Annotated in this window: 11 protein-coding genes; 8 read left to right on the top strand and 3 right to left on the bottom strand. The window is 36.7% G+C overall.

Features of this window, described 5'->3' with window-relative positions:
* Positions 1 to 121 precede the first annotated feature (121 nt).
* The 5 genes from ACUN24_RS14925 to ACUN24_RS14945 are packed head-to-tail and all read left to right on the top strand — an operon-like array spanning position 122 to position 13641.
* A complete protein-coding gene (locus tag ACUN24_RS14925) occupies positions 122 to 928 on the top strand; it encodes a type IV toxin-antitoxin system AbiEi family antitoxin domain-containing protein (protein WP_445563212.1) in 807 nt (268 codons plus the stop codon).
* Entirely contained in the window at positions 925 to 1707 is a 783-nt protein-coding gene (locus ACUN24_RS14930; RefSeq protein ID WP_445563213.1) for a nucleotidyl transferase AbiEii/AbiGii toxin family protein, read from the top strand. The genes ACUN24_RS14925 and ACUN24_RS14930 overlap by 4 nt, the downstream gene beginning before the upstream one ends.
* A gap of 49 nt (positions 1708 to 1756) precedes the next feature.
* The gene (locus ACUN24_RS14935; protein ID WP_445563214.1) at positions 1757 to 6937 is read left to right on the top strand and encodes a DEAD/DEAH box helicase; all 5181 of its coding nucleotides are present in this window, start codon (positions 1757 to 1759) and stop codon (positions 6935 to 6937) included.
* A gap of 5 nt (positions 6938 to 6942) precedes the next feature.
* Positions 6943 to 9825 carry a helicase-related protein gene (locus ACUN24_RS14940; RefSeq protein ID WP_445563215.1) on the top strand — a complete coding sequence of 961 codons (2883 nt, stop codon included), beginning with the start codon at positions 6943 to 6945 and terminating at the stop codon, positions 9823 to 9825.
* A gap of 9 nt (positions 9826 to 9834) precedes the next feature.
* Positions 9835 to 13641 (top strand): Eco57I restriction-modification methylase domain-containing protein, encoded by a 3807-nt coding sequence (locus ACUN24_RS14945; RefSeq protein WP_445563216.1) that lies wholly within the window; start codon positions 9835 to 9837, stop codon positions 13639 to 13641.
* Here ACUN24_RS14945 and ACUN24_RS14950 read toward each other — a convergent pair.
* Entirely contained in the window at positions 13632 to 14675 is a 1044-nt protein-coding gene (locus ACUN24_RS14950; protein WP_445563217.1) for a type IIL restriction-modification enzyme MmeI, read from the bottom strand. The two genes, ACUN24_RS14945 and ACUN24_RS14950, sit on opposite strands and share 10 nt — an antisense overlap.
* Before the next feature lie 104 nt (positions 14676 to 14779).
* Between ACUN24_RS14950 and ACUN24_RS14955 the strand changes: the two genes are divergently transcribed.
* Entirely contained in the window at positions 14780 to 15937 is a 1158-nt protein-coding gene (locus ACUN24_RS14955) for a tyrosine-type recombinase/integrase (RefSeq protein ID WP_445563218.1), read from the top strand.
* A gap of 465 nt (positions 15938 to 16402) precedes the next feature.
* On the opposite strand, the gene ACUN24_RS14960 is transcribed toward ACUN24_RS14955, so the two are convergent.
* Both ACUN24_RS14960 and ACUN24_RS14965 read right to left on the bottom strand, forming a co-directional pair.
* The gene (locus ACUN24_RS14960) at positions 16403 to 17164 is read right to left on the bottom strand and encodes a carboxylesterase family protein (protein WP_445563219.1); all 762 of its coding nucleotides are present in this window, start codon (positions 17162 to 17164) and stop codon (positions 16403 to 16405) included.
* Positions 17165 to 17187: 23 nt separating this feature from the next.
* A complete protein-coding gene (locus ACUN24_RS14965; RefSeq protein WP_445563220.1) occupies positions 17188 to 18375 on the bottom strand; it encodes a hypothetical protein in 1188 nt (395 codons plus the stop codon).
* 120 nt (positions 18376 to 18495) lie between these two features.
* Here ACUN24_RS14965 and ACUN24_RS14970 point away from each other — a divergent pair, with 120 nt between their 5' ends.
* The gene (locus ACUN24_RS14970) at positions 18496 to 19761 is read left to right on the top strand and encodes a hypothetical protein (protein WP_445563221.1); all 1266 of its coding nucleotides are present in this window, start codon (positions 18496 to 18498) and stop codon (positions 19759 to 19761) included.
* 140 nt (positions 19762 to 19901) lie between these two features.
* On the top strand, positions 19902 to 20912 hold the full coding sequence (locus ACUN24_RS14975; protein ID WP_445563222.1) for a hypothetical protein: 1011 nt from the start codon (positions 19902 to 19904) through the stop codon (positions 20910 to 20912).
* Positions 20913 to 21716: the final 804 nt, after the last annotated feature.

A 21716-nucleotide genomic window follows, 5' to 3' on the forward strand; every position in this document is an offset into this window, starting at 1 on the left:
CAATAGATCGGCAGGGAATTAGAAATAAATCTTAAAATTTGGTCATAATATACTTTTATTAGTTAAGTTTGTGTATGCAAAAAGGGATAAATAGCATCCCTTTTATCAAACATAAACTTAAATGATTGGGCAATACGGTTACTTAGGGGACTTTATTAATGAACTGCGTTCAGATGGAAGGTATGCATTTTCATTGCCGGAAGTACGGAATAAGTTTGAACAATCCGATGAGGCGATTAAAAAGGCACTACAGCGGCTTAAAAAGAAGGGCGAGATTGCCCTAATAAGAAATGAGTTCTATGTAATCATTACTCCTGAATATCGGAGTAAAGGAATTCTTCCACCATCCTTATTTGTGTCAGAATTAATGAAATTTTTAGATAAAGATTACTACGTAGGTCTGTTAAATGCAGCCGCTTATTACGGAGCTGCCCATCAGCAACCTCAATCTTTTTCGGTAATCACAATGAAACCAAGCTTACGGAATGTAGATAACGATAACCTGAAAATAAATTTCTATATAAAGAAGGAATGGGCAAAAGGTGATATCGTTCAAAAAAAGGTTGATACAGGATATATAAACGTATCATCTCCAGAGTTAACCGCTTTGGATTTGGTAAATTATTTTGAACAGGCGGGCGGCCTTAATAGAGTTGCAACAGTGTTGCAAGAACTCTGTGAAAGTATAGATGCCGATAAAATGCTTGATCTAGCAAAACGGTATTCTCCTATAACTGCGGTTCAGCGTTTAGGCTTTCTGCTAGAAGAGATTTTGAATATGCATGATTTGAGCGAACCAATAAAAGACTATTTAAAGACAGTGAATTATTTCCCGGTACTGTTAAGACCGCAGAAGGAAAAGCCTGAGATGATAACCGGTAATGACTGGAAGGTTGTTCAAAATTTAGAGATAGAAACAGATTTATGATTCCACAGGCATATATAACAGCGTGGCGTAAGAAAGCTCCCTGGCAGGAGGATTTTCAGGTAGAACAGGATTTGGTTATTGAACGTGCTTTGATGGCAATATATAGCGATGAATATCTAAAAGAGAGGTTGGCATTTAGAGGTGGAACGGCACTACACAAATTATATCTTTCACCTGCCGCTAGATATTCTGAAGACATAGATTTAGTACAAATTACGGCTGAGCCATTCGGTCCAATTATGGACAAACTTCGTGAAGTATTATCTTTTTTGGGTGATAAACCAATACGTAAACAGAAACAACATAATAATACACTGATTTACCGCTTCGTTTCAGAGGGTGGAATTCCATTAAGATTAAAGGTTGAGGTTAATTGCCGGGAACACCATACCATTTTTGGTATTAAGGATGTGAAATATGCTATGCAGTCTGAATGGCATACAAGTGAGGTTTTAATACCATCTTATCAGTTAGAAGAGTTGTTGGGCACTAAAATGCGTGCTCTTTATCAGAGACGAAAAGGTAGAGATCTATTTGATATGTGGTTTGCGATAACCCAAGGTAATGTTGACCCAAATACAATTATTAAAGCATGGAACTTTTATATGAAGGAAGAGGATAATAGTGTAACAAAGAAGGAGTTTTTGGAAAACATGGAAAAGAAAATATTAGATCAAGATTTTTTACGAGATATGGAAGGACTATTAAGGCCTGGTCTATCTTATGAGATTACCGAAGCTTACGAATTTGTGAAAAGAGAATTGTTAGAAAAAATATAAAATGCAGGTGGCTGGGGAAATATAAACCTTAAAAAGCGTAAACATAGAAATGAAAAACATATTCGATTTACATAAAGATATTCTTGGAGATTATAAGCTATACATTGACAGCTTTATCAATATTGCTGATGATAAAATACTTGCTACTGTTAAAAAGGATTTTGATTCTGGTAATTTATATCCTGAGCCATTAGTTCAATTCAACCCCTCCTTTGAATCTGGAGGCAGTGTTGAAGATTTGGTTAATAATGATGTATTAGTAAAAGATTTTAAAGATATTTTCTATGACAGTGAAAATAATTCATGGTCAATATATAAACATCAAACTGAGGCAATTGTTAAAGGCAATGAGGGTAAAGGTTTTATTGTCACATCTGGTACTGGGTCCGGTAAAAGTTTGACTTACATCTCGACAATTTTCAACTATCTTTTTAAAAATCCCAATAAGCCAGGTATTAAAGCAATTATAGTTTATCCATTAAACGCCTTAATTAATTCACAGGAAGCTGCATTAACGAGCTTTGAAGAAAACTACAAAAAACGAACAGGTACTAATCTACCATTCACGTTTGCAAAATATACCGGACAGGAAAAGCAGGACGACAGAGATAAGGTAATTTCAAACCCTCCCGATATTCTGCTAACTAATTATATGATGTTAGAACTCTTGATGGTGCGTAAGGCGGATGAAAGTTTAAGGAAATCATTTTTGGATAATATTGAATATTTGGTTTACGACGAATTGCATGTTTACAAAGGCAGGCAAGGAGCAGATGTATCCTTGCTAAACCGAAGAATTAAATCAGCGGCAAAAAATAAAAACATCATTTGCATAGGCACATCTGCAACAATGGCTACTGGTACAATTGACGTACAGAAAAATGAAGTTGCAAAAGTTGCATCAAGATTTTTTGACAGTGATTTTTCTCCAGAGAACGTAATTGTAGAATCACTCACATATTCAACAAATGAGGTAATTCCATCAAAAGAGTTGTTAATATCCGCTTTTAAAGCAGACGTAAAAGACTTATCAAAAAATGCAATACTTGAACACCCAATTGCAATTTGGCTTGAAAGAACAATCGCTGTTAGAAATGAAGGTGAGCATAAAAGAAGAAATGAACCTAAATCTTTAAAAACAATTGCAACTGAATTCTCACATGAAACTGGAATCAGCGAAGCCGATGCCGAGAAAAAAATCGTTGAAATTTTAATCTGGGCAGAATCATTAAATATTGAAAGTGCAAAAGAAAAGAAAAAGGATACCATTCTACCCTTCAAATTGCATCAGTTTATTTCTCAGACTGGTTATGTATACGTAACCTTGGAGGATAAAGATAAGCGTTACGTAACCTTAGAGCCAAATCCTTTCGTAAAACTCTCTAAAAATGAAGCTGAAGTTCCTGTTTTCCAAACGGTATTTAGCCGGATTAGTGGCGTAGAATTTATTTGTGTAAGAAAAGATTTTGCTGAATCAAAATTATTATTTAGAGACTTCAATGAAAATAAAAATCCTAAAAATGAAGATGATTTAAAAATTAATGATAAGAAACTTTTAAAGCGTTCACAGGATCATTATACAGATGGTTATATATTGCTTGATCAAGGTCACCAATTAGATATTAATGAATTTCTTGATTTACTTCCAACTGCTTGGAAAAATAAGGCAGGTGATAAAATTAACCCTTCCAAAGATTTTCTTCTTCCCAAAGAAATTTATGTGTCAAAGGATGGCTCATTTTCAGATACACTAAGTAGAGGAGAAAAGGCGTGGTTCATCCCTGCACCCTTAATTTATGATCCAACCTGCGGTTTAATTTATTTAGAGCCTAAGCTAAGCGAAAAATCAAAACTTATTTCTTTGGGCAATGAAGGTCGTTCTACATCCACTACCTTAATAACACTTCAAACTCTGTTAGCTCTTTATAAAAAGTATGGCTATGAAAATCTGAAAGAACAAAAGTTAATGAGCTTTACTGATAACAGACAGGATGCATCACTACAGGCAGGTCATTTCAATGACTTTATTCAGGTGGTTCACTTACGTTCGGCTATTGAAAAAGTTTTGAGTAACGCTTCAGAACCATTAACATTATTTCAATTAGTCTATAAAGTTGAAGAAGAATTAAAACTTCCTGAAAGAGATTATGCTGAATATCCTGCTAACAATCCATTAATCCCTAGTGAAACAAATAAAAAAGCACTTCGAAACTATATTTCATATCGAATTATACAAGATCTAAAAAGAGGGTGGCGTTATATATTGCCGAATTTAGAGCAAACTGCATTACTTAAGGTATCGTATCAAAAATTGGACGAGTACGTTGTTAATGAAGCACTCTGGACCAATATTAATTTACTAAATGGGTTTTCTCCAGAATACAGGAAGACTTTTATACTTCAAGTATTAAACTACTTTCGAAATGCTTACGCAGTTGATATTGAAATGCTACGCTATGAAAGCCGATTACGAATTCAGGATGAGTTAAATAATGCATTAAATAAAAATAAGCTTTGGTCTCTTGATAAAGGAGAGAAAATAGATGCCCCCAATTCACTTTCATTAGAAGGTGCAGACAAAGCCACAAGAGAGGTCTTTATTCAAAGTATTGGACCAATGAGTCGCTTAGCGAGATTTGTTAAACATGAATTTAGAAAATCAACAGGCACACAACCTAACACACAGGAGTATTTGGATTTTATGAGTTCTTTATTAAACCTGTTATGTGACATGAGTTATTTAAAATCTCAACTGATTTATGCAGAGAAAGGCAATAAAATGACTTTTCAGTTAAATCTTGGCGAGGTACTCTGGGAAAAGGGCGACAAGATAAATGTTACCACTGATAAAACATCTTTTATCACGTTGGATGAGGAAATCAAAATCAAACCGCATTTATACTTTCAATATCTGTATCAAGAGGACTTTTCCAAACTTCCAAAATCATACATAGCTGCTGAACATACTGGACAAATCAAGAATGAGGAAAAAATTGAAAGAGAAGAGAAGTTCAATGAGGCAATTGAATTAAGTGCTTTGTATTGTTCTCCTACAATGGAATTAGGGATTGATATTTCTTCTTTAAATATTGTTCACATGCGTAACGTACCACCAAGCCCGGCTAACTATGCACAGCGTAGTGGCCGTGCAGGGCGTAGCGGTCAATCGGCTTTGGTATTTACTTATGCTTCCAAAGTATCCCCACACGACAAACACTACTTTGCAAATCCTGTAAAAATGGTTGCAGGTGTTGTTCAGGCTCCAAGAATTGACCTCACCAATGAAGAACTAATCCGTTCACATATAAATGCAACTGTGCTATCATTTTTAAATGCGGAAGAATTTAAACCTTCATTGATTGACTTGATTGATATTGCTGGTGGTACATATAAATTGAAAACCGATATAAAGGCGAAATATCAAGATATTATTGATTCTAGATTTGATGAGATAAAAGAAACCGTTTTGAGAGTTATTTACGGAATTAAAGAGCTTAGAGAAACAAAATGGTACAATCTTATTTGGATTAGTAGAGAAATAAAGGACGTTCCGGCAAAGCTGGAGTATTCATTGCTCCGGTGGAAAAAAATGTACTTAGATGCTTTACGTCAAATGAATGAGGCTCACGAGGTTAAAACCAGTCCGATAATAAAAGATGGCGAAACTAAAAAATTAGCAAATCGCTCTTATTTTTTAGCAGAAGAAAGACTAAATCTTCTAAAAAATGAGAAAAATAAAAACTCAAGCCTGTCTGAATTCTATACATTCCGATATTTAGCTTCTGAAGGTTTCCTTCCTGGCTATAATTTTACTCGATTGCCAATTCGTGTTTTCTTAGGAGGAAAGGATAGAAATGAAGCTATATCAAGGCCCCGGTTCATTGGTTTAAAAGAATTTGGACCGAATAATTTAATATATCATAATGGAGGTAAATATAAAGTAAATCGGATTACTCCAAATGATGTTGCGCTCGAATTATCGTCAATAAAGATTTCCAAAAATACAGGTTATGCCTTTTTGAATGATGAAGGCAAAGGCGTAAATCAGGATCCAATAACAGGTGTTTCTTTTGATGCAAGTAATATGGATAAAATTGAGAACAGGTTACTTGAATTACAAGAAACACAATCTGAAAATACAGAAAGGATCTCTTGTATGGAAGAGATAAGAACATCCGAAGGATTTGATACAGAAATGTTTTTGAATACTAGTGACAACCTCATTGATGCTGCGAAAATTAAACTGACTATTGATGGCGCTGAATTGATGAAATTGTTTTATGTACCGGCCGCAAAGCTGATTTTGTTAAACAAAAAATGGAAGCGAGCGAAAGAAGATGGATTCGATATAGGTACAAAATCCGGCTTTTTCAAAACACAAAAACAAAAAGCAAATGAAAAACTCGATGATCCTATTGAAAATATCATGCTATATACTTATGATACTTCAGACATTTTGTATATACAGCCAATAAAATCATTAGGATTAACAGAAGAAGGTGTTATAACTATGCAATATGCTTTACAAAAGGCCATTGAGTATCTGTATAATGTTGAACCCACGGAAATTACCGCGAAATTGATGGGCAGCGAAGAAAACAAAAACATAATGCTATATGAATCTGCAGAAGGAAGTATTGGTGTGTTAAAGGACATTCCACGTAACCCAGCAAAGCTCCGAAAGATTTTTTTGGAGGCCTACAAAATATGTGGATTTGATATCGAAAGCAAAGAAAATATTTATCCCGATAGAGCAAAAGCAAGTTATGAAGATTTACTATCCTATTATAACCAGCAAGATCACTCAAAAATAGACCGCCATTCAATAAAAGATGCATTAGAATTATTGATAGTTTCAAATCCTGATGATACGGTTGGAAGTACTTATGAAGAGAAATATGAAGAACTAAAAAAAGGATTACACCACCGCAGCCCTGGCGAAAAAATACTATTAGATTTTCTGTTTGAAAATGGTTACAGATTACCTGATTTTACCAATCACAACATGGCGGAGTTTTTTGTTCAACCCGATTTTGTTTATGAAAAAGAAAAGGCATTAGTATTTGTTGATGGTGGAGTACATAAAAAAGCTATTAATAAAGCTGATGATGAAAAAAAACGAAAAACAATTGAGTTGGCTGGGTTTGATGTGTTGGTTTGGGACGATACAGCAGAACAGGTTGCATCATTTGTAACAAAGAGGCAAGATATATTCAGAAAAGCACGCTAAGTAGTATGATAGACAGTAAATTAAAAAAACCGGGTAAGCTCGTCAAGTTTAGGGGAAGAAGATGTGTGGTACAGCCATCATCCGACAACGAAATAGTATTGCTTAAGCCGCTTGGTGGTTCGGATGACGAAATAATTTCAGTATTTGAACCTGTATTGCAAGCATTTGATAAACTGGAAGATGATCAATTTGAATTGCCCGATAAGTCGGACTTAGACAGTTTTCTTACAGCAAGACTTTTGTACGATGCGGCCAGGCTTTCTTTCCGTCAAGTAAGTGGTCCATTTCGTTGCATGGGCAAACTATCGTTTCGTCCAAGATCATACCAATTGGTTCCGCTGATAATGGCATTGAGACAATCTGTTACGCGTTTATTAGTTGCAGACGATGTTGGTGTTGGTAAAACAATTGAAGCTATCTTGATTTTAAGGGAATTGCTGGAACGGGGTATTATAAAATCCTTTGGTGTTTTATGTCCTCCGCATTTATGCGAACAATGGCAAAAGGAATTGTCAGATAAATTAGATATCGATGCAGTAATTATTCGTTCTAGTACAGCCGCCGGCTTGGAGAGAAAGATAGTGGGTGATGATACACTGAATGTATTCAACTACTATCCGTACCAGGTCGTATCTATCGACTATGTGAAAAATGGTTCAGCTAAAATGCCTGCCTTTTTAAAAGATGTGCCTGATTTGGTGATTGTAGACGAAGCCCACACTTGCACTAAAAATCTTGATTTCAAAAAAGCTAGTCAGAGTCAGCAACGATATGAACTTTTGGAGAAGATTGCAAAGAATGAACAACAACATTTGCTTTTACTCACCGCGACACCACATAGCGGAAAAGATGGAGAATTTAAATCGTTATTAGGGTTAGTAAATCATGAATTTGAAACCTACGATTTTTCAGATTTAGAAACTTCAAAAAAAAGGAAAGTAGCAGCTCACTTCATACAGCGTAAAAGAAAAAGCATTGAGAAATGGTTGGATGAAGAAACACCCTTTCCAAAAAGAACTACGGAAGAATTACCTTATTCCATTTCTGCATCTTCAGATTATTACAAACTCTATCAGGATGTATTAAAATTTGCAAGAGGTATAAGTACCGAAGGTATTGCAGAAAACAAGGCGCGAATAAAATACTTTGCTGCTCTGTCCTTATTAAGAGGTGTTATGAGTAGCCCGGCAGCAGGGTTTGAAATGTTACAAAAGCGTAAATCGAAAATTGTCGAACCGGATGATCTTACACAAGATGAGGTAAAAGATAATCCAATTGTGGAAAAGTGGGATGAGCAAAGCGATTCAGAACAGATTGAAATCATCGACCGCGCTGATTTGTCTGAAAGTGAATGGAATATATTACATAAGCTCGGACAAAAGGCTGCAGAGTTAACCACAATAGAAAAAGACCAAAAGGTAAAGTTGGGTGCAGAGCAAATCAAACTTTGGATCAAAAAAGGACAAAGCCCAATTGTTTTCTGTCGCTTTATTGCCACCGCTCAATATGTGGCTAAAATTCTAAAAGAATATTTACCAAAGGATGTGGATGTTCGAGCCATTACTAGCGAACTGAGTGATGAAGAACGCAGGGAGAAGATTGATGAAATGGTTAAAAGTCCAAAACGGGTTTTAGTTGCCACCGATTGTTTAAGTGAGGGCATTAATCTTCAAGATAAATTCAATGCCATCCTACATTATGATTTACCTTGGAACCCAAACCGTTTGGAACAGCGAGAAGGCCGTGTTGACCGTTACGGTCAGCCGGGATGGATTGATAAAAATGGTAATCATCAAAACACAATAGATGTTAAAGTATTGTTTGGTGAAGACAATCCTATGGATGTAGTGGTACTTAAAATCATTATAGAAAAAATACAACGCATCCAAAACACTTCAGGCGTAAGCATCGCTTTAGCCGACGATAATCGCTCAGTAATGGATAAGGTTCTGAAAGAAGTATTACTAAATCCGGATAAAGCACAGAATAGATTTTCAAAACAAATACGCATTGATTTTGGTGCAAGCCCTGAATTAGATGAATTAGATGCTGAAATTACCAATGAGATTGAAGCAGCACGGGAGAAAGCAGAAAAAATCCGCTCCATTTTTGCGCATGAAAGCATCATGCCGGATGAAGTGAAAAATGATTTGCAGGAAGTAGATGAAGCTATAGGCGACGTAGCCACCTTAGAGGCATTTACGCTAGCAGCTGCAAAACTGTTAGGTGCAAGCTTTGATAAAATACAAGATGGCTATATTTTTAAAAAGCTGAATATGGATGATTGGATGGCTTCTGCATTGGGGCAGCGAGATAAAATTCATATTTCATTTCGGTCACCTACTCCACAAGGATTCCGTTATATAGGCCGTAATCATCGTTTTGTAGAACAGTTATGCCACCGCATTATTGCAAACTCTCTAGATAAAGAAAGAAAAGGGAATAAAGCAGCAAGGGCATCCGTATTCCGCACTAATTCAGTAGAAACGCAGACCACCCTTATTCAATTCCGTGTACGTAATGTTATTCGTGAGGTAAACAAAAAACATGAAATGGTGTCGGAAGAAATGTTCCTATGGGGTTACGAGCAAACACCTGATGGCATCAATGCTCTGGATGTTGACCAATGCAAAACATTATTGCATACCTTAAGTGCATTGGACATTAGCATAGAAAGGCAGGGAATCATTTTTGAAAAGGAAATAGAACATTTCAAACAGCTCCATCCTGATTTTATTAAGGTAGTTGAAAAACGGTCTGATGAATTAGTAAATGCTCATACCCGTTTTGCGAAGTACATAGGTGCTAAACGGTTTGAAGCCGTCACCCCTGTTTTGCCTCCTGATATTTTAGGAGTGTATGTATTAATTCCTAATCCTAAAATCTAACCGATCAGTATGAATTTCCCATCCATCGATATACAAGGCTCCATTCTATCAATCGACTTGCTTTCTAAAATCCGAGGCGAACAAGCAAATTTCCAGCAAGGCAAGGATTTCAATCCCGATTTTAACAATACCAAACTAAAAGATGAAATAAGTCTTGCTTGGCAAGAAGCTAAAGGACAATGGACAATTTATAAAAGCAAGCTTGCTCGTTTAAAGGAGGGTGAAACGGCGACAACAGAAACACGTAACTTCTGGATTTCCCCCTTGCTTACCAATCTTGGTTATAATCTTATTTACAATAGAACATCCGAGGAGCTCAATGGGAAGTCATTTCCTATTGGCTACCGTGATAATAGTTTGGATAACTTTCCGGTATACGTAGGTGGCTATAACGAATCGTTGGATAAACGACCAGAAAACAAACAACTCAGAGTGTCGCCTCATGCAATGGTACAGGAATACCTCAATTATAGTGAGCATTTGTATGGATTGGTAACCAATGGACGACAGTTGCGTTTATTACGGGATGCCAGCCGCATTACCCGGTTGAGTTACGCAGAATTCAACCTCGAAAAAATGATGGAAGAGGATTTATATTCCGACTTTGTTATTTTTTACCGAGTACTTCATGCAAGCCGTATGCCTAAAAAGATGGATACTGGTGCAGAAAGTATTATTGAAAAATATCATCAGGAAGGTTTAGAAGCGGGTAGCACCATCCGTAATAAATTAGGAAATGCAGTTAAAGAGGCTATTAAGAATTTAGCCAATGGGTTTGTCAATCATCCGGATAACATAAAACTGCGTGAAACAATTGCGTCAGAATCATTTAATATCGATGAATATTACCGCCATCAATTACGTGTTATTTACCGTTTACTTTTCTTGTTTGTAATTGAAGAACGGAATCTAGTATATGCTGATAGCAAAACACCAGAAACAAAACGCTTTAATTACATCTATTATAATTATTATAGCTTGCTGCGACTAAGAAAAGTAGCACGAAAGCTCTTGTCGCCCGAAGCCAACCGCCATTACGATTTATGGCAAGGTTTAGTGAGTACGTTCTCTTTATTTGAAAAAAAAGACATTGGGGAAAAACTTGGTATAATGGCCTTACAGGGTGATTTATTTGGGTATAATGCGATTAGTAGCAACCAATATGATTTACATCAATGTAGACTCAATAATGCTGTATTGTTAAATATTATAAAATCACTCAGCTATTTTGAAAACGACAACGGTGTTTTAATATCCGTTAATTATGGTGGACTTGATGTTGAAGAGTTTGGTTCGGTTTACGAAGGGTTGCTGGAATTGAAATTAGACGTCAGAAAGCTTGATGGCAGCGAAGAATACAATTTCAGTTTCGACACTAGCAACGAACGGGGGAAAAGTGGAAGCCACTATACGCCTGAAGAGCTAGTACAACCACTGATTAAGCATTCTCTTGAAAATTTGATTGAAGATCGTATAAAAACTTTTCAACAAAAGAAGTCAACGAAAGAAAATACAATTCAATCGCTGCTAAATTTAAAAATTGTTGATGTGGCATGCGGATCCGGTCACATATTGTTAAGTGCAGCCCGTAGGTTGGCACTAGAAGTTGCAAGGGTACAGACTGAAGAAGATCAACCTAACCCTCTAGCTGTGCGCAAGGCCATCAAAGAGGTAGTTAGGAACTGTATATTTGGTGTAGATAAGAACCCATTGGCTGTAGAGCTTTGTAAAATTGCTTTATGGCTAGAAGCATACAACCCGGGCGAGCCACTTAATTTTCTTGATCACCATATTAAATGTGGCGATGCCATTGTAGGCCTTGCACAACGCGGTGACTTAGAAAAAGGAATTGCCGATGAAGCATTTAAAACCTTATCGGTGGATGATAAATCCATCGCTTCTGCATTCTTAAAGCGTAATAGATCAGAAAGAAAAAAAATAGAGTCTGGCGGTGCAGGGCAACAGTTAACTACTGAGCAACAATTAGTAAATACTGTGCAGGAATCAATGGCGGAATACAAGGACTTTAATCTCTTACCGGAAACAAATCCTGAAGAAATAGATCGTAAGGCAAAGGCTTATAAAAAGTTTATTGAAGGTAGAGGCTTTACGTTTTTAAAAGCGATGGCGGATACACAGTTAGCCCAATTTTTCATCCCTAAAACAGAATCTAATAAAAATTATTTGATGACTGATGGAGATTTCCGGCTCATATTAAGCGGGTATAAAGGTTGGCAGGATAGAAAGGTGGCAAAAGCCACAGCGGTAGCATTAGAACAACGATTCTTTCACTGGTTTCTTGAGTTTCCTGAGGTTTTTAACAAAGGCGGCTTCGATTGCATTTTAGGAAATCCACCTTTTTTGGGTGGACAAAAATTAAGTGGTGCATTTGGTAATCCTTTTCTTGAATGGATAAAATACGCTTATAAACCAATCGGGGCCGTTGATTTAGTAACTTATTTTTTTAGACGCATTTTTAATATCCTTAAACCTGGCGGGTTTCAATCGCTGATATCTACAAATACCATTGCGCAAGGTTCCGCTCGTGAAGGAGGGTTAGATGTTATCTGCTCTGAAAACGGAATTATTAATCATGCTGTTCGTTCTAAACGATGGCCGGGAACTGCTAACGTTGATTACGTCTTGGTGACTATTCATAAAGGAGAATGGAATAGGGACATCATATTAGACAGTAAATCGGTAGGAATAATAACTCCATATTTAGATGATTCCCAGGTGATAGGAAATCCATTTCCTCTGAAGCAGAATACAAAGAAAAGCTTTCAAGGTAGTATTGTGCTTGGTAAGGGCTTTGTTTTATCATCAGAGGAAGCTAAGGCGCTTATCGATAAAGACCCTCGTAATAAGGATGTAATATTTCCTTACCTGAATGGTGACGATCTGAACAATGACCCAGAACAGAAGCCCAGTCGCTGGGTTATAAACTTTTTTGACTGGCCTGAAGACAAAGCTAGGACATATCCTGATTGTTTCGATATTCTTGAAAAACTTGTAAAGCCGGAAAGGCAAAGATGGAAAACTGACGGGAATGGAAATGAAATTATTGGAACCTATGCGTTACGCAAACCATTACCACAGAAATGGTGGATTTATGGAGAAAAAAGACCTGCATTGTACGAGACCATATCTCAGTTAGACCAGGTCATGGTAGTATCATTAGTAAGTAAGTATTCGGCATTCGATTTTGTACCTACCAATATTGTGTATATGCACAAGTTGGGCGTTATTGTTCTGAACGACTTTCGAAGCTTTGCTATATTATCTAGCACGTTACATAGTATTTGGTGTTGGAAAAATTCGTCAACGCTCGGAGCGGGAACATTAAATTATTCAACTACCGCTTGTTTTGAAACATTCCCATTTCCTACTTCCGAATTACTGAATGACCTAAGCTCTTATGGTGAAGAGTATTATGCTTTAAGGCAATCAATAATGAAAAAATTACAAATAGGTTTAACTAAGCTATACAATATTTTTCATGATAAACAATATGATGGCGATGCGGTGGTATCAATTGAAGAATTACGTGATCTACATGTCAAAATCGATTTAACTATTCTTAGTTCATATGGATGGAGCGATATTCTAGCGAAGCATGATTTCTATGAGTTGGAATATCTTCCAGAAAAAGATAGAATACGCTTTACTTTACACCCGGAAGCACGTAAGGAAGTACTAGTACGGATACTTGAACTCAATCATAGTGTTCACGTAGGTGATCAAAAAAATGGAAATTCAATTCGCAAATCCTCAACTAGTCAAGAAATGCTCCCAACTTTTTTTGATCATTCTTGATTTTTTGTAAAGAGATTAATCAAGGAAGAATCATTATTGGTATTGTCAGCTTTTTTGGCCTCAGCAATTTCATTATGTATTTCATAATTCAACTCTAACAGGCGTTTCAATATTTCTTTTCGCGCTTCCGGGTGAATTGTGAAACGAGTACGATCATTCTCCGGCAAGTGGTCCATTTCATAGAAACCGTGTCTCAATTGAATATCACCCCATTTGTATGCCTTGATTACAGTGCTATCTATTGCAATTTGAATATTGCGAATTTGAATTAAAGAATCCTCCCATTGTAAAGATGGCTTTTGGGTATGTACTAAATTATACAAATCAGTTAAGCCCATTTGATTATTAACTGTAAAGGATTTTCTAGTATTATTTAAACTCTGTCCTAAGTTCTCAAGTTCTACATTCCTATCATTAATCGGAAAGGGAAATGCCTCGAAAGCTTTGCCTCCTGAATATCTTAAAGTAGCAGAACCCTTAGTTGAGCTATGTTTCCAAGCCCATACGTCATGAATTGAAGAAGATAATACAGCAAAGTCCCAATATGAATCCAAGGCTATAACAACAATCGAATCTGTAAATATAATATTTCGGCTATTTTGAAAATCTAATAGCAAATATTTGGTATTTCGATTTATTGCCATGACCTGGTCTAACTGAGATATGGTCTCGTATAAATCAATTCTCGGCCGTAGGAATTGCCACCACTTTTCTTTTCCTCCCTTGTCATTCTGCTTCATTCTTTCTGGTTTCACTAGTCGCTCCACAACTTCAAAGCAGTCAGTGTAAGTCCTTGCCTTCTCTTCGCTCCAGTCAAAGAAATTAATTACCCATCGACTTGGTTTCTGCTCAGGGTCATTGTTAAGATCATCTCCGTTCAGATAAGGAAACAAAACTTCTTTATTGCACGCATCCTTTGCGATGAGCATTTTAGCTTCCTCTGATGATAAAACAAAGCCTTTACCAAGCACAATACTACCTTGAAAGCTTTTCTTTGTATTCTGCTTCAGAGGAAATGGATTTCCTATAACCAAGGATGGCTAGGATTTTATACCTTAATTAACTGAATTAAAAAGGTCTAGAATTAAATTTGAAAACAAAAAAAACATTTATCACTTCACTAATACTTCACATATAAATGAATAAAAAAATCACTTACAGTTTTCTGCTGAAACCTGAAACAAATAAAAACGGGCATAATCCCGTGTACCTACGAGCATTTCAGAGTGGTAAAAAAATAGAGATTGCGACTTCTATTGCTCTTTGTGAACAAGACTGGTCCTTACGCTACCAGCGTGTTAAAAAACGAAATAAGTTACATGAACGATACAATACCATTCTTGATGCATACGACAAAAAAGCATTAAAATTAATTGTAAATAACTTTGTAAACGATGAGGCCCCGCTGACTTTAAGACAGTTTAAAGATCATATAACTTCCGCAGGACAAGCTGAAGGCAGTTTTACTGATTATATTCTTAGCTATTTGAACGATAATAAGCCACGACTGAGATTAGAATCATGGTGGAGTTATAAATCCCAAATTACGAAGTTATTGAAATTCAAAAAGAAAGTTCTATTTGTAGACATAACGGAAAAATTCATTAATGACTATCATCATTATATGATCCATGAGCTTGGAAACAATGAAAATACAGCAAGCAAGAGCTTACGATCGTTACGAACTTTTGTTAATATTTCACTACGGTATGGGTTCATTAAAAATAACCCTTTTAAATTTATAATAATTAAAAAGGTGGATGGAAAGCGTGACTTTCTCACCAGCGAAGAATTGAATAAACTCTCACAAGCTTACTTTCACGGAAAAATCACAAATTCATTAGAGAAGGAAATTCTACGATATTTTTTATTTTCCTGCTATACTGGTCTAAGATATTCCGATTTAAAAGATCTAAAAATGTCTTCGATTGAAAATAAAATCATTAAAGTACGGATGCATAAGACCGGATACTTGATAAGTGTTCCATTGTCACAAAAAGCACTCCAACTTTTACCAACAAAATCGGCAATTGATTCACAACCTGTATTTCGGGTTTATTGCAACAAAGTAACCAACCGAGTTTTAAAGGCGGTGAGCAAGGAGTACGACATTCAAAAAAAAGTAACTTGCCACGTTGCCAGGCATACTTTCGCCACAGTATCCATTACACTTGGAATACCAATTGAAGTTGTCAGCAAATTATTAGGGCACACAAATTTAAAAACAACACAGGTTTATGCTAAAATTGTCGATAGTGTAAAAGAACGAGAAATGGAGAAGTGGAATAGTTTATAATGTTTTTGTCCTCAAATAAATACGCGGGACATGTGATATTAATTCTGTTTTGCATTTTCAGGATATATTAGTATATTTATATATAGCATTTGCAGCTATTCTCTATTAAATAAAAGGTGCGTCATTCGGGGAGTTCGAATTACAAAACCACTCTAAAATATTGCAAACGTTGATTTTTGCACAAGGTGCAAATCCCAGCGGGATCATAAAAAGCCTCACAGAAATGTGAGGCTTTTTTGTTTTATTCCCCTTTGGGATTCGAACAGAAGCGCCGGCATGGGTTCGATTTGTAAAAGGCTCAGGGCCAGGTTCGGGGTTTTGCGGGACTGAGCCAATTACACTAACCCCGCTTCGCCAGTTAACTTCGCATGTCTAGAGACTTGAATCCTAATACTGAAGTTGGTCATTTTAAAGTTGACAAGTGGGGTCAATCAGGAATGGTTTATCCAAGTAAAGCCTATAAACTTATTTTTTTTGTAAAAACAGCCAATCAAACAGGCCCGGTTCGTTGTAGGCTCTTTCAACAATATTGTGCCCCAACCCGGGGTATTCCGTGTATCGGGGCTTGCCGCCGCTTTTCTTTAAATTCGTGATCATCATTCTTGAATATTTCACATCATTTATCTCATCAAGGTTACCATGGAATACCCAAACCGGGACATGCTTAATAACGCTGGCTTTAGCCGTGTCTGATACGGAACAAAGCGGTATGGCTGCTGCAAATAAATTAGGCTTACGTGTTAAGAAATCAAAAGCACCTTCCCCGCCTCCGGAGTAACCTGTTAAATAAATACGATGCCGATCAACGGGTAGCTGATTGATGAGCTGATCGATAATCATAAACGTCCAGCGTGCGGGGAAAGCAGGCAAGGCCGTTGCCTGGAGACTTTTCGGAAAATCAGGAAAGTAAACCCATACGCGGTTTTTAGGGCATTGCGGCGCTAAAATAAAACAGGGATATTTTTTTCGTCCCTGGCCATTTGTAAGTGCCTTTGGTATGGCATATAGCTGCTGTTCGTTATCGCTCCCGCGCTCACCGTCTCCATGTAAAAATACCACCAACGGGTAATGCTTGCGTTTATCATAATGCTCAGGATATAGCAGCCGGTAATGCATGGTGTCTGATCCGGTAAGAAATACACATTTTTTAAATTTTAAAGTATTTTGTGCCGCTCCCGGCAGACAGATCCCAAATAAACAGCAGATAACGATTGATAATACTTTCATAGTTGCAGGTATATTAGTGGTGATTATAATGCTATTGGTTGTTTGATCTTTATTTTATCCATCTGATATAAGCGGGTAATTACCCCCCAGCCATAAAAGTAGTTAGATACGCCTATCATAACTTCGTTATTACCTGCCTTTAATGGCAAAGAAAATGTCGCATTAGCAATATCGCACCTTCCGTCAGGATATTTTCGTATTGGTTGTAAATAATCATTTTTGTCTGTAAAAAGCAACCCTCCGTTAATAAATACAACAACCTCATCGCTAAAGCCCAACTGCATCTGGTTAATTTGATCCTTATCTGCATGTACAACAGCTTTAAGCCAAACAATGCGATTTTTGTCCTGTACACCGCCGTACCTGTTTTCTACGCCGCCAAACCTGCGCGTTAAATTAACCAGGCCCCTGCGTTCGGCAACTATCGGCTCCCATTTGGTGGTATCGGCAGGCAGGTTATCTTTTGTCAATTCTTGGCCCTTGCCCAGAAACTGGGGCATGGTAACTTGCCAGTAACGAATATAGTTGGCTTCATGCTCAGTCAGATCTGCCCCTGCGACCGGGGAAAGTCCTTCTACCGCATTCGGCTTTACCACAAGATTGGCAAAGTATGCAAGTCCCTCAAATGCCAGTGCGCCTTTTAAACCTGTTCCTTCCAGGTGAGGTATTTGTAACGCCGGCCGTGTCATATCATTTACAAATACACGCATTTGCAAACCCGATATAACCAGTTTAATATGGTTCCAATCCTGATTGTGTATAATAGCAGGTGCCTGGTACTGGCCCAACAAGTCCCAGATATTTACACCGTGAATAGTCGGGGTATATTGCACGGCATCGTTACGCTGTTCATGCTCATCAGGTTTGGCTCGCAGGTAAACACATTCGTTCTCAACGGCACTTTCCTTCCGGAAATAAATACTTACAAAAGCAGACTTTGTTACATCCACCGGTTGGGTATCAAACTCAATAGTCCCATCCTTAAATAATAAGTTCTTCAGCATTACCTGGCCGTTACCCGGTAATATTTTCATCACTTTTATCCCCTTATACATAACAAATTCCGCCTTTTGATTAGTGGTGTCAAAAAGGCTTGCCTCAAAGGGTACAACTATAGGCTTTGGTGGCTTGTGGGATGTACCATTTATCTTTTGTCCGTTTACAATGTTACCTGCCAGCAGCAACAAGATCATCACCGGTATGAAGTTCATTTTTTTTAAGTAGTAATTGCTTGTCATATTTACTTATTTATTTATATTTCCGGCAAATGTGCCCGAATGCTTTAATATCACATCATTCAAGTACATACAAATCCATTCAAACTGTCCGGCATGCAAAAAGAAGTCGTTTATATTGATCATTGGAAAAATAATGTAGCCGATGCAAAGGGCTGGGCCGGCAATACTGACCTGAATGACCAGGATTTTGAAACTTTAGCAAATGATATTTTTGAAAAAACAGGGGTTTTATTAAGCATTACAACACTTAAAAGGATTTGGGGCAAGGTGAAGTACCAAAGCACCCCAAGTGCAGTGACATTAAACGGACTGGCAAAATATATTGGTTATGAGAACTGGCGCGCATTTAAACATAAAGTGGATGAGGCTATGGCCCCATCCGGGCCGGCAACTATTCCTACACGGCGCAGGTATAGTTTTACAATTCCCATAATAATTTTAGTGATTGTCACGATCGGAACTATAACTATATGGAAGTTATCACAGCCGGATAAGCTTACCAGGAAATTCAGTCGCGCAGTTAGTTTCAGCAGTAGAAAAGTGACGGATGGATTGCCTAACTCTGTTATTTTTGATTACAATGTGAACGGTTTATCTGCGGATAGCGTAATCCTGCAACAGACGTGGGACAAATCCCGCACGGAGCGTTTGTCGGTGAATCAGACTCAGCATACCTCAATATACTACTACCCCGGTTATTTCTGGGCTAAATTAATTGCTAACGGCAAAGTATTAAAAGAAATCCCGGTATCCATCCCAAGCAAAGGATGGGTAGGTATTGTGGCGAAGGACCCAATACCGGCTTATCTGAGCAGTACAGATATTCATTTGCCCGGCGGATTAGGTATTAGCAGTAAAACACTCGCGCAAAAAATTGGCGGTGCGGTATTTAACGGGCAATGGGTGGGCTTTTACAACGTCAAAGACTTTAATAAGTTAAATGGCGGTAACTTCAAATTAGATGTAACCCTGCAAAACACATCCACACCTCAGGAAGCATCTTGCAGAAAGGTCAGAATTGATATATTGGGAAAACGGAACGCCATACTCATCCCGCTTGCGGAAAAAGGATGCGTTTCTGATCTTGACCTGTTTACCTCTTCCGACTGGCTGATCGGCAAGAATAGGGATATGAGCGCATTTGGTTGTGACTTCAGTAAGCCTCAGCATATTGTATGCATTGTTCATGATATGGTTCTTCAGGTGTATATCAATAACCGCCTTGCTTTAAATGTGCCGATCACCCAAACCATAAGTGAGATTGCCGGTGTCTGCATCAATTTTGAAGGCTCAGGGGTGATTTCCAGAATTACTTTGGGGGATGAACGGCAAATGGTGTTGAACGAAGCATTTCAATAGTACGTTTTCCCGTTAAAACTCCCTACGATGCTTCCCTGGATATCCAGAGGTTCCAATTTTATTCATTTATTTTTAAACAAGCTCTTATTACATCAATCGTTTTCATAACTTTATAACGACACATAAAATACAGGGCTAAAATGTTGACTAACAATAGAAAAATAATTAATTATAGTTTACCATTTGTTTTTTTTGGAGTCCTCATTCTACTAATTAAAACTGATTATTTTAAAAATAGTCAGTTGCTAAGCTTAGCTGTTACCATAGATCTATTAATAAGTATTCCTATTATTTATTATTTAATTATTCGCAAATCAGAAATCAATAAAACTACAGTATTACCTATACTTTTAATTGGAATTTTAATAGGCTCTTTTTTCTTGCCGAAAGAAGACCAAGCCTATTTAAATCTTTTTAAAATTTGGATATTACCTGTAGTTGAACTTATCACGTTAGTTTTTATAGTAAAAAAATTTCGTGAAGCCATAAAAAAAAACAATGCATTACGAGATTGTAAATCAGATTTTTTTACTGTCTTAAACAGTAGTTGCTCTAAAGTGCTTCCAAAAAAACTTGCTTTCTTATTCGCTACAGAGATTGCTGTTTTTTATTATGGTTTTATCAATTGGAAAAATGTGATAACAAAAGAAAACGAATTCAGTTATCACAAGAAAAGCGGAACACCTGCTATTTTCGGAGCACTTATTTTGGCTGCGACAATAGAAACAATAGCTTTTCATTTTTTGCTGGCTCTTTGGAGCATAAAAGCCGCTTGGATTTTTACGGCTATAAGTACTTATGCTGTAGTTCAGCTGTTTGGTATTGCAAAATCACTTTCAAAAAGACCAATTATAATTGATGAAGAATATCTGGTTTTAAGATATGGAATTTTAAATGAGGTAATTATTTTACATACCGACATTAAAGATGTTGAATTATCTAAAAAATCTCTCGAAAAAAACATAATTAATAGAAAATTATCTCCTCTTGGTGAGGTTGAGAGCCATAATATCATAATTTCTTTAAAAAAGGAATATATTTTAAAAGGAATTTATGGGATAAATAAAAAAGCTAAAGTAATTGCACTCCATTTAGATGAGCCAGATAACTTTATAAATAAAATTAGATGTGCTGTACAAAGTTTTTCGTAGTTTTTGAGTCGATCAATATATACTAAATCAATAGCATCCTAAACGATTAAAAAGAGAAAGGCAAAGTTTTAACGCAAACTTACCTTTGTGTTCCAAAAAAACAAATCACCTTTCTCAATGGTAAACATAATTTTATTTTCACAGATTATCTCCAAACTGGATCGCTCGAAATTCAAAAAGCTATCCTCTACCTTAGACGCAGATAAACATAACAAGGGTTATAATAGCTGACCCCATTTGGTGTCAATGCTTTTTTGTCAATTTGCAAAAAAAAAAGTCAATCCGTCCGGGATATCAGTAACGGTATTCGCTCTGCTACAGGGAACTTAAATCAACTAGGCGTTGAAGCGAACGCTCCAAATCCAGTGTGAGATATCAGAACAAGCATCTGGGACATAACTTGTCTAAAGCCCACTATTTCTGCTTATTGGAAAATTTAGGCAGCAGGCATTCTAGAAATAGCGATTTATATACTAAAATTAGTAAATTAATTTTATCGCTTTGTAGCTTAATTGGTTACTTTTGAATTATGGGAAACGTAATTATCTTACTTAAGATACAACATTGGAAGATTTCAGAAAAATATTAATGGATGATCTAATCAGAGCGGGTGGCAAACAGGAAAAATTAATTGCGAACCACATTTTGTATAATGGAGATGATAAGCTTATGAAGTCATCATTATACTTCAATCTAGGGGCTAATTTTATCGATCGTTTGAAAGTGAGTTTTTACCTGACAAATATTAAAGTAACATTGTGAAACGTTTTGGAAAGCTGCGTATACAGCCGATGGCAACAGAAT

It is taken from the genome of Pedobacter sp. WC2501, assembly GCF_052682415.1.

Bases quoted from the DNA above. Each gene is read 5' to 3' on its own strand.
- ACUN24_RS14925 (WP_445563212.1), top strand. From the start codon at position 122: ATGATTGGGCAATACGGTTACTTAGGGGACTTTATTAATGAACTGCGT.
- ACUN24_RS14930 (WP_445563213.1), top strand. From the start codon at position 925: ATGATTCCACAGGCATATATAACAGCGTGGCGTAAGAAAGCTCCCTGG.
- ACUN24_RS14935 (WP_445563214.1), top strand. From the start codon at position 1,757: ATGAAAAACATATTCGATTTACATAAAGATATTCTTGGAGATTATAAG.
- ACUN24_RS14940 (WP_445563215.1), top strand. From the start codon at position 6,943: ATGATAGACAGTAAATTAAAAAAACCGGGTAAGCTCGTCAAGTTTAGG.
- ACUN24_RS14945 (WP_445563216.1), top strand. From the start codon at position 9,835: ATGAATTTCCCATCCATCGATATACAAGGCTCCATTCTATCAATCGAC.
- ACUN24_RS14955 (WP_445563218.1), top strand. From the start codon at position 14,780: ATGAATAAAAAAATCACTTACAGTTTTCTGCTGAAACCTGAAACAAAT.
- ACUN24_RS14960 (WP_445563219.1), bottom strand. From the start codon at position 17,164: ATGAAAGTATTATCAATCGTTATCTGCTGTTTATTTGGGATCTGTCTG.
- ACUN24_RS14965 (WP_445563220.1), bottom strand. From the start codon at position 18,375: ATGAACTTCATACCGGTGATGATCTTGTTGCTGCTGGCAGGTAACATT.
- ACUN24_RS14970 (WP_445563221.1), top strand. From the start codon at position 18,496: ATGCAAAAAGAAGTCGTTTATATTGATCATTGGAAAAATAATGTAGCC.
- ACUN24_RS14975 (WP_445563222.1), top strand. From the start codon at position 19,902: ATGTTGACTAACAATAGAAAAATAATTAATTATAGTTTACCATTTGTT.